14 protein-coding genes are annotated in these 15,194 nt (G+C 32.0%); 1 reads left to right on the top strand and 13 read right to left on the bottom strand.

The genetic code is table 11. The features are described 5' to 3' along the window. Window positions 1–122: 122 nt before the first annotated feature. The 5 genes from arcC to AYC61_RS19110 form a co-directional block, all read right to left on the bottom strand. The gene (gene arcC, locus AYC61_RS19130) at window positions 123–1,061 is read right to left on the bottom strand and encodes a carbamate kinase (protein WP_066506933.1); all 939 of its coding nucleotides are present in this window, start codon (window positions 1,059–1,061) and stop codon (window positions 123–125) included. A 137-nt stretch (window positions 1,062–1,198) separates the two neighbouring features. Beyond that, the gene (ptcA, locus tag AYC61_RS19125) at window positions 1,199–2,212 is read right to left on the bottom strand and encodes a putrescine carbamoyltransferase (protein WP_066506932.1); all 1,014 of its coding nucleotides are present in this window, start codon (window positions 2,210–2,212) and stop codon (window positions 1,199–1,201) included. A gap of 174 nt (window positions 2,213–2,386) precedes the next feature. Then, complete coding sequence (aguA, locus tag AYC61_RS19120; RefSeq protein WP_066506928.1) at window positions 2,387–3,484, bottom strand: agmatine deiminase; 1,098 nt, start codon at window positions 3,482–3,484, stop codon at window positions 2,387–2,389. Between the two features lie 33 nt (window positions 3,485–3,517). Further along, window positions 3,518–4,882: an APC family permease gene (locus AYC61_RS19115; protein ID WP_066506924.1), complete on the bottom strand. Its 1,365-nt coding sequence runs from the start codon at window positions 4,880–4,882 to the stop codon at window positions 3,518–3,520. A 252-nt stretch (window positions 4,883–5,134) separates the two neighbouring features. Continuing rightward, a complete protein-coding gene (locus tag AYC61_RS19110; RefSeq protein ID WP_066506921.1) occupies window positions 5,135–5,908 on the bottom strand; it encodes a MurR/RpiR family transcriptional regulator in 774 nt (257 codons plus the stop codon). A gap of 200 nt (window positions 5,909–6,108) precedes the next feature. On the opposite strand from AYC61_RS19110, the gene argF reads away from it, so the two are divergent. Further along, complete coding sequence (gene argF / locus AYC61_RS19105) at window positions 6,109–7,161, top strand: ornithine carbamoyltransferase (RefSeq protein ID WP_066506917.1); 1,053 nt, start codon at window positions 6,109–6,111, stop codon at window positions 7,159–7,161. A gap of 174 nt (window positions 7,162–7,335) precedes the next feature. Here the strand turns inward: argF and AYC61_RS19100 are convergent, their stop codons facing one another. The 8 genes from AYC61_RS19100 to AYC61_RS19065 form a co-directional block, all read right to left on the bottom strand. Beyond that, entirely contained in the window at window positions 7,336–7,809 is a 474-nt protein-coding gene (locus tag AYC61_RS19100) for a hypothetical protein (protein WP_066506914.1), read from the bottom strand. A gap of 67 nt (window positions 7,810–7,876) precedes the next feature. Then, window positions 7,877–8,548 (bottom strand): hypothetical protein, encoded by a 672-nt coding sequence (locus tag AYC61_RS19095; protein WP_066506911.1) that lies wholly within the window; start codon window positions 8,546–8,548, stop codon window positions 7,877–7,879. An 89-nt stretch (window positions 8,549–8,637) separates the two neighbouring features. Further along, entirely contained in the window at window positions 8,638–9,201 is a 564-nt protein-coding gene (locus AYC61_RS19090; protein WP_066506908.1) for a TetR/AcrR family transcriptional regulator, read from the bottom strand. Window positions 9,202–9,403: 202 nt separating this feature from the next. Beyond that, on the bottom strand, window positions 9,404–10,078 hold the full coding sequence (locus tag AYC61_RS19085; RefSeq protein WP_066506905.1) for a 4Fe-4S binding protein: 675 nt from the start codon (window positions 10,076–10,078) through the stop codon (window positions 9,404–9,406). Between the two features lie 180 nt (window positions 10,079–10,258). Beyond that, the gene (locus AYC61_RS19080; protein ID WP_066506902.1) at window positions 10,259–11,653 is read right to left on the bottom strand and encodes a Na+/H+ antiporter NhaC family protein; all 1,395 of its coding nucleotides are present in this window, start codon (window positions 11,651–11,653) and stop codon (window positions 10,259–10,261) included. Window positions 11,654–11,952: 299 nt separating this feature from the next. Continuing rightward, entirely contained in the window at window positions 11,953–12,753 is an 801-nt protein-coding gene (locus AYC61_RS19075; protein WP_156456531.1) for a CPBP family intramembrane glutamic endopeptidase, read from the bottom strand. A 108-nt stretch (window positions 12,754–12,861) separates the two neighbouring features. Then, a complete protein-coding gene (locus AYC61_RS19070; RefSeq protein WP_066506898.1) occupies window positions 12,862–13,656 on the bottom strand; it encodes a MerR family transcriptional regulator in 795 nt (264 codons plus the stop codon). A gap of 197 nt (window positions 13,657–13,853) precedes the next feature. Beyond that, window positions 13,854–14,726: a helix-turn-helix domain-containing protein gene (locus AYC61_RS19065; protein ID WP_066506895.1), complete on the bottom strand. Its 873-nt coding sequence runs from the start codon at window positions 14,724–14,726 to the stop codon at window positions 13,854–13,856. Window positions 14,727–15,194: the final 468 nt, after the last annotated feature.

Here is a 15,194-nt window from a genome sequence, read left to right as displayed (position 1 = left end):
TTTAATTATACAACTTAGCATGAAAAAATAAGCCTACTTCTTTGACAGGCTTATTTTTTATAAAAAGATTTGCTTACGGCAAGTCATTATTTCACAATAATGTGAATTAAATTCAAATATAATTAGAAGCTAATTGTAGTACCGCTCAAGCCCTGCATGGCAAGGGGCGCCTTTTCAAGAGATGCGATAATAGCATGTCTCCCTTTCTTGGATTTTGCAAAGCTGATAGCTGCTTCAACCTTAGGAAGCATACTACCAGGAGCAAAATGCCCCTTGCTTGCCAATTTTTGAGCCTGCTCAACTGTTATATCGGTAAGCTGTTCCTCATTGGGTTTACCAAAATTGATAGCAACACGATCAACTGCTGTAAGAATAATGAGGTAATCCGCCTCTATAAGCTCAGCTAGCTTAGCAGAAGCAAAATCTTTGTCAATTACGGCCGAAATACCCTCATAGTCCCCGTTTTCGTTTTTGATTACCGGGATACCGCCACCGCCACAAGCAATAACGATAAACTCATGGTTAAGAAGATTTAAAATAGAGTCCTTTTCAACTATGTCAAGAGGCTTCGGAGATGCTACCATTTGACGATAACCTCTGCCTGCGTCCTCACGGTATACAACAGTTGGATCCTCTGCCATCAGGCGCTTTGCTTCATCTTCATTGTAGAAGCCACCGATTGGTTTTGTCGGGTTCTTAAAAGCAGGATCGTTAGAATCAACCTCCATTTGGGTTATAACCGTTGCAACATGCCACGGCATACCTACTCTTTTAAGCTCCTTCTTGATACCCTTTTGCAGATGATAGCCAATATATCCCTGGCTCATGGCACTACATTCGGGCAATGCAAACTTTGCAATTTTGTCGTTATTTTCTGCAGCAGTGTCTAGACCGAGCTGAATCATTCCTACTTGCGGTCCGTTACCGTGACTTATGATTATTTCATGTCCTTGTGAGATAAGTCCTACAAGTGAGGGGGTAGCGGCATCAATGCATGCTTGCTGTTCTACGGGAGTTTTACCTAAAGCATTTCCGCCGAGAGCTATAACTATTCTTGACATGTATATTCACTCCTTTATTTTTTTATCAGCATTTGGCCGATATAGAAATTAAATCAATTGCGTACTGCAAGGTATATTAATACAGCACGCAATTTACATTTATGTGTTTAATTATCGAAATTACGTCAGAAGTCAAATTAAAGAGCGATAAGTGCATCGTAAAGGTCTTTTTTAGCCAAATCTTGAGCTTTTCCATCAATTGGCTTTTCCATCAACTTTAAGAAATAAACAAGGATACCTCTCATAGCTGTAAGTCTATTTTCAGCCTCGTCAAATACGATAGAACATTCAGCGTCAATAACGTTAGTGTTAACTTCTTCACCTCTGGAAGCAGGCAGACAGTGCATAAATTTAATATGTGGAGATGCTTTTGCAATCATCTCAGCATCAACCTGATATTTAGGATAGAAGATAGCCATTCTTTCTTCTTCTGAAAGCTCTGCGTCATAAAGACCGTACCAAACGTCTGTATAAACAAAATCTGCATCTTTCATAGCCTCATCTTCGTTTTCTGTAATCATGACCGTACCACCAGAAACTTTGCAGTTAGCTTCTGCAATTTTGATGTGTTCATCTCTAAGTTGGTAACCTTTAGGGCCAAAGTGTACAAAGTTCATACCCATTTTAGTTGTAATCATCATAAGAGAAACACAAACCTGTGTAGCATCGCCAACGAATACTACTTTACAATTTTCAAGTTTTTTGCCTACTGGAAGATGCTCTATCATTGTGCAAAGGTCACCAAGTTCCTGTGTTGGGTGGTTGTAATCAGACATAGCATTGATTACAGGAATAGTAGCGTTATTAGCAAGATCAACAACAGATTTATGTCTGTCAACACGAGCCATAATAATATCAACAAGTCTAGAGAGGACACAGCTTGTATCTTCAATTGTTTCATGCCCGCCAAGTTGAATTTGACCGGGAGCAAGGTACTGTGCGTGACCGCCGAGCTGCTCCATTGCTGTTTCAAATGATACACGTGTACGTGTAGAGGACTGCTGAAAAATCATACCTAGAGTCTTATTCTTAAGAAGAGGTGGGTAGTAGCCTGCCTTAACGCACTTCTTAAGTGCAAGAGAAAGGTTTACGATTTTCATAAGTTCTTCCTTAGTAAAATCAGTAGTGTCGATAAAGTTTCTGTTTGTCATTTTATAAATCCTCCTTGTGGAATGTGTATTTAGATTGATAAATGTAACTATTAATCTTTATATTCTAATGAATATTCTTGCTCATGAATAATAGTTATACTATTATTCATGAATGGAGTTTACTCCTAGAGAAAAACACGTTAAAATTGGATGCATATCCATATAATCTATATTTTATTGTACACTTGGTTGCTGCTGTGTGATACAATGGATATTTCCACCGCCAAGTAAAATCTCTCTAGCACCTTCAATACCAACGATTTCACGGTCTGGATACAGTTTTTCAAAAAGTGTTCTCGCCTTTTCATCGTTCGGGTCATCAAATAGTGGAAAAATTATTCCGCCATTTGCAGTATAATAATTTGCATATGATGCTGCGAGTCTATCTCCTTCAGCTCTTGGAATACTTCCATTAACTGCATCAACACCCTCGCTTTCTTTAGCAGTAATTAAAACCGGCTTAGGTGTATATAATTTATGAACTTCAAGTTTTCTGCCTTTTGCATCAGGTGTATTGCTTAAAATTTCATAACATTCTTTTGAAATTTCGTATTGAGGATCATTTTTATCATCTGTCCATGCGAGTACACAAACGCCAGGTCTTACAAAGTTGAAAATATTATCTACATGACCGTTTGTTTCATCGTTAAAAATTCCTCTTTTAAGCCAAATTATTTTCTCAACATTAAGATAATCTTTTAGTGTTTCCTCAATTTCCTCCTTTGTAAGATGTGGATTTCTTCCTGCACTTAAGAGACATTCTTCTGTAACAACCACTGTACCTTCACCATCAACATGAATAGAACCTCCTTCAAGAACGAAGTCATCTAATCTGTATCTGTTTACGCCTATAAGTTCACACATTTTTTGTGCAACAAAATCGTCTTTGTGCCATGGAAAATAAAGGCCGTCAACAAGTCCTCCCCAAGCATTAAATGCCCAGTCTACACCACGAACCTCGCTACCGTTTACTACAAAGGTAGCACCACAGTCTCTCATCCATGCATCATCATTAGAAACCTCGATAACACGAACGTCGTTTGAAATCATATCTCTTGCGTTTTCATACTGATCGTAATTTACACAAACAGTAACAGGTTCAAATTTATTTATAGCTTCTGCAACTCTTGCAAAAACTTTCTGAGCAGGTTTACCCCCTAAACGCCAATTATCTGGTCTTTGTGGCCAAATCATCCAACAGCCATCATGTTTTTCAAATTCTCCTGGCATTCTAAAACCATCTTTTTCGGGAGTAGAGTTAATTTTATTCATATTTTCATCTTCCTTCCACTAATTTTAAATATATTAATTATTTGCTTTATTCTTATTTATAGACTTTGTAACCAAAATCTCGCCTAGTATTAATACCAAAACTACACCTATACCTAATGAAGTCATATATGTAATTGCATTCTCACCCTCTGGTGGAAGGAAAAAACAAATAACTCCCGTCAATAAGAATAGAAAATGTATTATTGCAATCAATGTTCCTATCCAATCAGGTCCAGGTATACGGAAAGGTCTTTCAATATTTTTTTGCGTTTTACGAAGCTTTATAAAAACAAATGACATCATTAAATATGGCAAAAAGAATATGATGGAATTAAATGCGAGAAGTGTCCAAAAAAGTCCCTCGTTTGTGTTTGCAGTTGCACCATACACAAGAAGTAAAATTGTAGCTAGTATTCCAAGAAGCAATGCAGAGCCAACAGGTGAACGGTGTTTATTTGTTTTTGCAAAAATTGCAGGAAGTTCTCCAGCTTCGCCAGCTTCTAGTGCTGCTTTATTACCACCTAATGCCCAACTAAAAACACATCCAATAAATGCAAGTACAGTAGCAATACCTATAGATACAATTGAAATACCACTATTCCCAAATACTCCAATGAATGCATCTATAAAGCCAGTTGTCTCATTAACTTGATCTTGTGGCAGTATGATAAGAATACTTACTGCTGTTATAACATATAAAAATAATGTTGTAAATCCTGAGGAAAATATTGCTTTTGGTACATCTTTCTTTGGATTTTGCATTTCTTCTGCCGAACATGATGCTACATCAAACCCTGTAAGGGCATAAATGTACACAGGGATTAAGGCGAAGAAACCTATATCCAAGGTAGGTATCATTGTTTTTATATTAAATATGCTCTGTGCCCCTTTTGTAATAAGGGTATACATAGCTCCTCCTATTAAAGCAACACATACAACGAATTTACATATAGAACCAATAGTAGTAAGCCATTTTGCTTTTTCAAGACTGATACAGTTAAAAAAGATTACAACCCATGTACTGATAATGCAGAATGTAACCATTTGCCATACTGTCATATCAGGAATGAAAAGTTGCATAAATATACCACCCATTACTACAAATGTTGATGGAATAAAACCAGCAACATTTACCCAATACCACCATGTTGTACGAGCAGCCCACTTATCGCCATATGCATTTTTAACCCATACATAAATTCCACCTTGATCGGGATATGTAGAACCAAGTTCTGCACATATAAGTGCATGGGTAAGAAAATAGGTTAAGCCAATTACTATAAAGCAAAATATTAATGATGGTCCCATAGTTGCTTGAGATGCTATGACTTCCAACGAGAAAACTGCAGCAAATGACAGACAAAGAATGTCAAAAAATTTTAAACCTTTCTTTTCCATAATAACCTCCTATATTATTAAATTTGTTATGATCTATATTTCGCCATTGCTTTATTTTGAATTTAAAACAAACTAACATTATTTTACTTTACAACGGCTAATATAAAATACAATGTTTGCTTATGACTTTTTTAACGTTTTTGTGCACATCAACGGTTGCTTGTACTTTACATTTACAGAATACAAAAAAAAAACCGTTAAGTCTATACACCTAAAGGTTTTTGGAATGGGCTGTGACAAGAATATATTTTGTTACATTCTTGTGTTTTTCGTTACATAGGAGTACACTAGAATTTCAATTATGGAAATCATAGATACCCTAGATGTTATGTCAAGACCGTTTGTGCTTAGTTGATCGGAAAAAACATAGAAGTTAATATCACTCATATTCTGTATAATGTTATTTCCTGCTCTTGTTATTGAAACTATTATAGGATGTTTGTTAATTTGTACAGACTCAATTACATGAATAGAGGATGTATTCTCTCCTGTAAAGGAAAAAATAAACATAGCATCGTCATTTGAAATGGTTGAAAAGGATGAGTGTATTTCAAAATCTTCTACGCAAAGTATGCAGGATATCCCCGACGACAAAAATAATCTGTATGCATATCTTGCTGCTTCTATGCTTAGTCCGTGTGCATAAAGATATATAGTTGGATTTTTGTCAAGTAATTTATGAAAATCAGATATTTGCTCCTCGGTTATTACACGTACACTTTCAATGATGTTTTTTAGATATTCTTCACTGTATTCTTTTTTTCGAAAGACTTTTGGTACTTTATTTTGCTCAATCTCGGAACATGTGATTTTTATAGAATCACTAAATTTTCGGTAACCGTCAAATCCTAATTTTCTAACAAAGCGGAGGAGTGTTGTTGTAGAAACATAACTGACATTTGCAAGTTCTCTTATGCTCATTGAAGATACCTCGTTCAAATTCTTAACCACATATTCAAATAATTTCTTTTCATTCACATTAAGCTTCATTATATTTTTATTTGCTGTTTCATAAAAACCTGGCATTTGCAAGCCTCCCATTTAGTGTTACATTGTTAACATAAATGTATCACATTTTAATGTTAGTTTCAACCTGATACAGAAAGAAAAATCGTATTGAAATGTTTTTTTGGTTTTGTTATTATGCAATCAACGAAAAAAATTCGTTTAAGCAAGCTTTTTAGAAAACAATAAAAAACAGTCATACTAAACAGGAGGAAATTATTATGATAAACAAAAAACGTACAACAGGCAGAGTAAAACATTTACTCGAAAACATTGATTTTACAAAAAAAGAAATGCTAGACATATTCGAGACCATAAGACTTCTTAAGGAAATGGATATGCAAAATGCAGTTCCTAAGCTTTTGAAAGGTGCTTCCCTTGCTATGATCTTCGAAGAACCATCAACTCGTACTCGTGTATCCTTTGAAACTGCAATGACTGACTTGGGCGGACATGCACTATATTTAAAACCTGGTGAAATTCATTTTGGTTCACATGAGGCAATTAAGGATACCGCAAAAATATTGTCTAGTATGTGTCATGGTATCATGCTTCGTACAAAAGAACACGAAACAGTATTGGAGCTTGCAAAGTACGCAACTGTTCCAGTTTTCAATGCAATGACTTACTACAATCACCCAACGCAAGGTATTTGCGACTTTTTCACAATGACAGAACATATGCCAGAGGGCAAAAAGCTTGAGGACTTGCACATTGTTTTTGTAGGCGACTCTTCGGACACAGGAATTATGGCAATGGAAACAGGTCATATGTGTGCTACATTAGGTCTACGATATACTGTTGCTTCACCAAAAAAATATTCAATGATGCAAAGTGAAATTGATAAAGTTTGTGCAAAGATGAAAAAAACTGGAGGTACTCTTACCATTACCGAGGACGTTGACAAGGCCATTAAGGATGCTGATTTTATTATTCCTGATGTATGGACTTATTACGGTTACGAGGACGAGGAAGCAGATAGACTTGCAGCTTTTTCTCCTAAATATCAGGTTAACATGGATATGCTTAATAGAGCTCCTGCACACTGTAAGGCTTTGCACTGCCTGCCTGCAAACCGAGAAATGGAAATCACAAGCGAAGTTCTTGATCATCCTACCCGTTCCATCGTTTTTCAGGAAGCAGAAAATAGACTTCATACACAAAGAGGTCTTCTCGCATGGTTTTTGTATAATCGCATGAGAGAAGCTGATGATACTCTAGCAAAATACAACGAAGGAAAAATGCGTAGTTTTCTTGACACACGACTTAAGTAATACAAAAAGCAAAAGGCTACGGTTACTAGATATGAAGTAATCGTAACCTTTTGTAATAATAGTGCAAATACACTATTCAAAAACTAAGCACATATTTTTAAGTATTTAGTAATATATCACACTGTTAAAAAGCTATAAAAATAGATAGTTTATATAATTAGAAAAACATTCGTTTTAACTAACTTTTTCATTACAATATTTTACTTTCATATATTCATATTTTACTCCAGAATATAGAAAACTTAACGCAGCTGAAAATAATGATAATCCTAAAGTGATATAAAAAGTTGCCAAGTATAATAATGGTACAAAATTAAGCTTTCTTAAAGTAATACCAAATGCAATCATAAATGTCATAATAGCAAATCCTTTAATATCAAAAAATGAGAGTACAAAAAGTCTATCTTGCTCTGAATTAACAATTCTCTTTGTATGCTTTAAATACATTTTATAAAAAACATTTTTATAGAAAAAGTAAAATCCAATTAAACCTATCAATATATTAATCCAGTAAAATTTTGTGATAGTATATACACCTGTAAATCCAATTTTTAAAATTCTACTAGCAGCGAATCCCCAAATAAAAGCTGCTTCAAAAAATAGTATCCTCTTTGGAACGGTTAGTTTAATTTTATTAACTGTATCCATTGCGTCAAACCTCCTACATGAACTATCTAGTTTGAAAATGCATTAGAAAATTCAATTACTGTTGTTGTTAGTTTGTTGAGTTTACTCTCTTATTCATTTCTCTATATCCAATATATACTATCCATAAATAAGCCATTGTTTTAGGAATCATAAGGATTCCAACTAATCTATATGTGTTAGCAAATAAAACAACTGGTAAATAACATGCAAATGATATTATGATTCCTATTCCAATCTTTTTAAAAGTTTCATCTTTATATTTGGCAGCTTCTTTTAAAATCAAATAAACTATCAAGACTCCCAAAAGTGTAAAAGGTATATTTCTATATATTCCCCAATTTAATGGAGCATTATATAGTGTCCATTTGTTCTGAGGCATAAGAGTTAATATTATTCTTGATACAACTAATATTCCTGCAAACACTCTAATACCTTTATTCTCTCTCTTATCAAATCTTATTTCCCAAATTCTAATGAGGATTGCATAAAACAAGGTCATTGTAATTGACGTAATAAGTTTTCCAATTCCTAAAGCTGCTGCATTTGCTTCTAACCCAGTAGTTAACAAGGCATATATTCTTGGTATCAAATGAAATGAATCTCCGGCTCCTAATGTAAATCCCATAACTCCAAATAATCTCATCAGCTTATCGTTCTTACCAGCAAAAATCATCTTAAGTGACATGTAAAATACTGATCCTAAATAAAATATTTCAAAAATCGGCTCAAAATATTTCATACTAAACACCTCTCTTCTATTATTTTTTTCAAATGAACATTGTTCATTGGAGTTCATTTTAAAATCATATCTTTTTTTGTAGATATGATTTATTTGATTAACTCTTTTAATAAATTTTCAAAAAACTTATAGTCAACGTATGCCATTTGCATCATTGAGATAAAATTCATAACGATGAAACTAGCTAATTTGTGTATATCCAATTTTTTTACACTCTTATCTCTATGAAAATTCACTTCTTTTTTTAGCAATTCTTCAATGATTGTAATCAGCTTATTAATATAAATATCTTGTTTTTCTAAACCGCTTTCTATATAGTCAGGCGAAGAATGAATACCATTACTCAGCCAAACCTTTCTAAATCTTTTTATAAACTCAGAAAGCTTATCGAATATTTTTTTAAGTTTTGCATAAAAGTCTTCCTCAGAACTAATTATACTTTCAATATTATAAAAATATTCCTCCCAAAAGTCTGTCATCATCTCTATAATTAATTCTTTTTTAGTTGGAAAATAATTATATATTGTACCTACTGCAATATTACATTCCTTAGCAATTCTTCTGATACTGATACTAGAATATGCTTCATTATATAGGATTTTTTTAGCTTCACTTAAAATTAGTTCTCTAGGATTTTCAATTATTCTAGACAATATATACCTCCTAAAAATATCAAATGAACGTTGTTCATTTAAATTATATCTCTAAACTAGTTAGTTGTCAATAAACTAAAAAATTTAATATTCTCACTACGTTATAATTTATTTACTTTATAATATTTTTCTAAGGCATTTATACTACATTTATTGATAAGCATCCTATCATTTTTCACTTTCTAGTAACTAAATATTTTAATTAAAAAGTTAACGGTTTTTCGATAGCTGCTACTGGGCAAGTCCTATAACATGAACCACATTCATCACAACGCTCTTCGTTGATTTTATACGGTAACCCCTTTTCTATTGCCTTAAAAGTACAAACTTCGTGGCATTTTCCACATCCTACACATTTATCAGTAATAATGCACCCTGCATTATTATAAGTCATTCCTCCAAAGGAAAATCTTGTCCTCAACAGCTTATGATCACGTTTCTCTAACTCGAAATCATAATCATAGATTTCTCCTTTTGCTTTATATATACAAAAACATCGTGTTTCAGGGTATTTATTTATATCATATGTTGCAGTTTTAAAATCTGGATTGCTTTTGGCTTTTAATTTAACTTCCTCTGTACTAAGTTCTTTAATATCTCCAGTAATCCTTATTGTATATCCAGCTGTAAAATTTGGTGAACCATTATCATTATGACCTAATAACTGTGTAGATGGATACATTCCACAAATAGTTACGTTGCCATTTGCCTTAAGCTGGTGATAAAAAGGCTTAACAGTCATTGTTCTAAAGTATAACCCATCATTATCAAAAGCAAAAAAATGAGCAATCCTAGATTGTACATACCCATCATCAATTGTTGAAAATGAAACGCATCCTATTTTATCAATATACTCATATATTTCTTTAATATTCATTTTTAATTCCTCCCTCTAACGTCTTAATAGCTTCTACCTTTAAACCCAAGTATCTCAATATTTTTAAATGCAGAATTTGAAACTAAACTCGCATTATTAATATGGCAAACATCCCCACTTTCAATAGTATTCAAGAATAACTATTCAAATTTGAGTTTCTGAAAAACCCCATAAGAATATTTAACTAATGATTCCAATTGCTAGAAATCCAACACCTGCTAAAGCAGCAGATATCAATGTATATGGAATTTGCGTTTTTACATGATCCATAACATCTATTTCAGCAATCATAGATGATAAAATTGTTGAGTCCGATATTGGAGAACAATGATCTCCAAATACACCACCTGATATAATGGCTCCAATAACGATTGGAATGCTTGCACCTAGATTAGCTGCCATTGGAATTGCAATAGGAATCAATACTGCCACTGTCCCTCCACTAGTTCCTGTGGCAAATGACATAAATGCACCTGCAATAAAAATCATGAAAGGAACAAAGGCTGGATTAACACCACTGCTAATTGTAGCAATAAATGTACCTGTTTTTAATTGACTGACTAGATTACTAAAAGCAAAAGCTAAGGTTAATATCATGGTCACTTCCAAATAATTGCTCATGCCTTTGAGCACCCATTTCAAGTAGGTTTCTGCCTTGATTATTCCTTGGACAATATAATATACTCCTGTTAAAATCAAAGTAAGAATAGCACCAATATAAATCCCTGCAGACCCATCACCTTTTAATATGTTTCCTTTACCAGTAATTAACATGATACCAAAGATACTACCCACTAATAATACTAATGGAATAAGCATATTTTTAGCTTTTGCTACAATATTACCTTGAAAAATCTGTTGAGAAGAATAAGGCTCTAATTCCTCTCCCTTTGCATTCCAAATGGACCGTTTTTCTCCTATCTTCCTATCTTTATTTATGAAAATTACTACTCCAACTATTAGTATTGAGAAAATTCCATAAAATTGGAATGGCATTGCTGAAATTATCATAGTCATTGGGTCTACTTCTATAATACCAGCTGAAACTTGACCTCCAACCATAGCCATTAAGAAAGCACCCGCTGCATTAAACGGTATAAACCATGCAATTGGAGAAGATGTAGAATCTATTATATACGCCAGTTTCTCTCTTGAAACATCAAAACGATCAAATAAAGGTTTTGAAGCAACTCCCGATATGACTATAGAACTGGTACCATCGATAAACAAAAAAACTCCAAGTAAATAAGCCAATAACTGTGCACCTATCTTTGATTTCACTAATTTTCTCTTTTCTGTTAAATACTCCACCATACCATTAACCCCACCTGTAGCTTCAATCACATATACAAATGCACCTATCATTAAACAAAATAATATGGATTTTACAGCCCAGTCATCTTGAAATACTTGATAAATACTATTTAAACCTGTAAAAATTGTTCCTAACTTCACATCTAAGATAATACCCGATACAATAATTCCTGATAATAGAGCAATAAATACATTCTTAGCTGCAAAGGCTAAAATAATTACTAGTAATACAGGTACAACTGATACCCAACTTAATTCCATAATCATCATCACCCTATCATTTGATTTCTATCATTTAATAAACGTAAGTTTAAGCATATCTTTATTATAATTACTATAAAGATAAATTAGAATGTAATAATTCCATAAAAAACTATAAAAACGATACCTTCCAGGTATCGTTAAATACTAAAATATTTTGTTCTAAATTCCGTTGGTGAAACTCTTTCATAGTGTTTAAAGTATTTTGTTAAATTAGAAGGTTCATAAAATCTGAAATTTCATTGATTGTGAGCTCTCCCTGCCCTATATATCGATTGATTTCCAATAATGCTTGCTTCTTATTTTTTATATAATTTTTGCTTAGGATTTATAACTATTAATATAACTGCTACAGCAAAATAAAAAATCATAGTATATAATAAAACATCCAATGTTTCTGCTTTTATGAGAGAAAGTAGAAAATTAAATAATTGATGGATTATAATAGGCACTAATAGATTCTTGTTTAGGTTATAGAAAAATGTCATTATAATAGTTACTGATATAATCCCAACCATAAAAAGTGTAATGTATTTTATTAAATTTACTCCGATATATCCTGAAGTTAAAAGCCATAGTGGTGCATGCCAAAGTCCCCATAACACGCCTACTATTAAAGCTGCTATAAAAGGTGAATGCATTTTTTGAAGCTCATTTAGTACATATCCTCTCCAACTTAATTCTTCACCTAAAGGTCCTTGTACTAGATGGTGGAAAAAAATAAATAGGAACATTGCTATACCTGAAAATGATAATGTAAAGTTTTGAGTATCCCTTGCACCTGGTAGAATAAATATAGTAACTGAAAATATTAAAATTTGAATGATAATAATTATACTAAGTACAGAAAATCTAAGTTTTGGTGCAAATTGTTTTTTTACAAACTCCTTAAGCTTTAATCCTGGATATATCTTATTAAAGAAAATTACAAAAGAAATAGTTGATGACCATGCTGAGATTACTATTAAAATATCTGTTAATATCTTAGGAATATCTAGCATCATACCTACACCTATTAAAGCTAAAAATACCCAAAAAATAATATTGCTAAATACAACAAAACTTACCATTGGTCTTTTTAATGTTTTTTCTATAGTCAATATGAAACTCCCCTTTTAATTAAATATTCAGTCAATATAATACAAATTAATTCACTGATATCCTTAGTTTAAACCTGTGGGTAACTCCCTAGTCAATACACTTTTGTATTATTTTATAGGGGTATAAATTTCTAAAAATACACGCTCAAGTCCTTCTTCATAGGTAGTAATCAATATATTAATATAAGTTAGCCCCACTAGCTCATATCCATTTTCTAATGCTATATTTCTTAAGCTATCTCCTACTTTATTATCGATATTTTCTCCACCAGTTAAATATCTACCATCTTCAATAATAGTATAAATACACTTGGGATGAGTAATAATTTCACCTTCCACATTTTTTTCTAAACCTTCTATTTTTCTTACAACTATAAATTTATCTCCTTTTATGCCCTCTTTATCAAAGCTTATTACACGCCGTAGACCTGTTAATGTAACAGCGTCCTTTAAATTGTCTGTATTCTTTTGTATAATTTCATATTCATCATAAGCAGCAAAGTTTGTTATTTCACCCTTCACCTCTACGGGCTTCATTTCTTTAATCGTATATTTACCTAAGCTTTGTTTAATTTTCTCACAATCTTCTTTTACTAATTTAATGTGCTTTAGAAGAAGGTTTTTATATTCTATTTCCCTTAATATTTTTTCTTCTTTTTCCTTTAATAAAAATTCTATCTCCTCTACATTCTTACTTTTTCTTATCTCCTGAATTTTCTTAATCTCAAAATCAATTTCCCTATAAAATTTTATTGTCATAATATCATATATATCAAAATGATTATATTTTCTATAACCATTCTCATCATCATGTTTAGGCTTTAGTAATTCCTTTTCCTCGTAAAATTTTAATGTATCCCTAGATACACCTAAAAACTTAGCTACTTGTCCAATTGTATACACTTTTATCCCTCCTATAATTGATATACAATAATAATGATAATGCTAAGTGTTTTATTTATGATTGCTTTTTACGATAACCATAGCTAAATCATATATAAACTACTTATTTATCTATCGGCTCTTCCATTCCCAATAATATGAGTACAATTAATACCCTTCCATAAAAAACTATAAAAACATATCTTCCAAAGGTGTCATTAAATACTAAAATATTTTGCTCTAAATTCCGTTGGTGAAACTCTTTCATAGTGTTTAAAGTATTTTGTCAAATTAGAAGGTTCATAAAATCCCATTAAATCTGAAATTTCATTGATTGTGAGCTCTCCCTGCCCTATATATCGCTTGATTTCTAATAATGTTCTATCTATAATAAATTGTTTAGCAGATAAATCTACAGCCTTTCTAGTAGCTTGATTGATTGTTTTTTGAGAAACTGACATCATCCTTGCATACTCGCTAACAGTTTTCTTTTCCTTATAATGCATCTCTACAAGATTTTTAAATTCTATAAAGCGCTTATAAACACCTGAGGTTTCCATATCTTTATTTATTTTCCTAAACTTACGAATTGTTAGCATGAAACTTCTAAAAAGATATTTTAGCAATTGTACCTTTACCCTACTATCTACTGCTTGATACTCTTTGTACAATAAATCAATGAGTATTCGATTGGATGCTTCTTCACTAATATCTATTTCAATAATTGGATTATATAATGGCATATTGAAATGATCTAAAAAATCATGTATATTCATATCTGAATTAATGTATAGATAGTCTTCGGTGAATAAAATAATATAACCAGTAGCTTGAGTGTTTGGAAAGAAACGATGAACTTGATTTTGTGCAACAAATATCATATCTCCTGCTTTAAAATCATAGACTTTAAAATCAATTTCATGTCGTCCTTTTCCAGAAGTTATATACAATATCAAATAGAAATTCAATCGAAATACTTTTGAAAGATGTTTAGCTGGTCGTGTCTTTAAAAACTCTTGTAAATCAACTATTTCAAAATCAAATAACCTATGCTCGGACTTTTTGAAGTTAATTCTTTTAATAGTATCCATTTATAAATCCTCCAGTATTAATCTAAATTTATAATTGTTTTATTGATAGCTCTTAACATTCATGATTTCGATTCTTTGTAATTTGTACCAGTTAATCTATTTACTGAAAATAACATATTAATTTATTATACCATAAGTAAACTAATCTCCTATTATTTATGATACTGTTACCATATAGCTCTTATGATTTTTTTCTTCTGTACTAGAATACCCAGGATAGTATTAATATATAAATTCTATATTACTGTTTCTATCATTACTTCATCAGCTATAACAAATAAGATATTCAATCAAATCAATATTTAATTTTCTTCATAAAAAAACGAGGACTTCCAAGTCCTCAAAAATATCTCTGTAATATTATAAATCTCCTCTTATTTATGATATATTCACTTTTGAAACCAAGTTTCATATAATTTTTTCTAGATAAACTTCATATCTTCATAGTTAAATTTATGCGTAAAAATT

It is taken from the genome of Abyssisolibacter fermentans (assembly GCF_001559865.1).
GTDB lineage: Bacteria > Bacillota > Clostridia > Tissierellales > MCWD3 > Abyssisolibacter > Abyssisolibacter fermentans.
This window is presented reverse-complemented; position numbering and strand designations above follow the sequence as displayed.

Bases quoted from the DNA above. Each gene is read 5' to 3' on its own strand.
- arcC (WP_066506933.1), bottom strand. From the start codon at position 1,061: ATGTCAAGAATAGTTATAGCTCTCGGCGGAAATGCTTTAGGTAAAACT.
- ptcA (WP_066506932.1), bottom strand. From the start codon at position 2,212: ATGACAAACAGAAACTTTATCGACACTACTGATTTTACTAAGGAAGAA.
- aguA (WP_066506928.1), bottom strand. From the start codon at position 3,484: ATGAATAAAATTAACTCTACTCCCGAAAAAGATGGTTTTAGAATGCCA.
- AYC61_RS19115 (WP_066506924.1), bottom strand. From the start codon at position 4,882: ATGGAAAAGAAAGGTTTAAAATTTTTTGACATTCTTTGTCTGTCATTT.
- AYC61_RS19110 (WP_066506921.1), bottom strand. From the start codon at position 5,908: ATGCCAGGTTTTTATGAAACAGCAAATAAAAATATAATGAAGCTTAAT.
- argF (WP_066506917.1), top strand. From the start codon at position 6,109: ATGATAAACAAAAAACGTACAACAGGCAGAGTAAAACATTTACTCGAA.
- AYC61_RS19100 (WP_066506914.1), bottom strand. From the start codon at position 7,809: ATGGATACAGTTAATAAAATTAAACTAACCGTTCCAAAGAGGATACTA.
- AYC61_RS19095 (WP_066506911.1), bottom strand. From the start codon at position 8,548: ATGAAATATTTTGAGCCGATTTTTGAAATATTTTATTTAGGATCAGTA.
- AYC61_RS19085 (WP_066506905.1), bottom strand. From the start codon at position 10,078: ATGAATATTAAAGAAATATATGAGTATATTGATAAAATAGGATGCGTT.
- AYC61_RS19080 (WP_066506902.1), bottom strand. From the start codon at position 11,653: ATGGAATTAAGTTGGGTATCAGTTGTACCTGTATTACTAGTAATTATT.
- AYC61_RS19065 (WP_066506895.1), bottom strand. From the start codon at position 14,726: ATGGATACTATTAAAAGAATTAACTTCAAAAAGTCCGAGCATAGGTTA.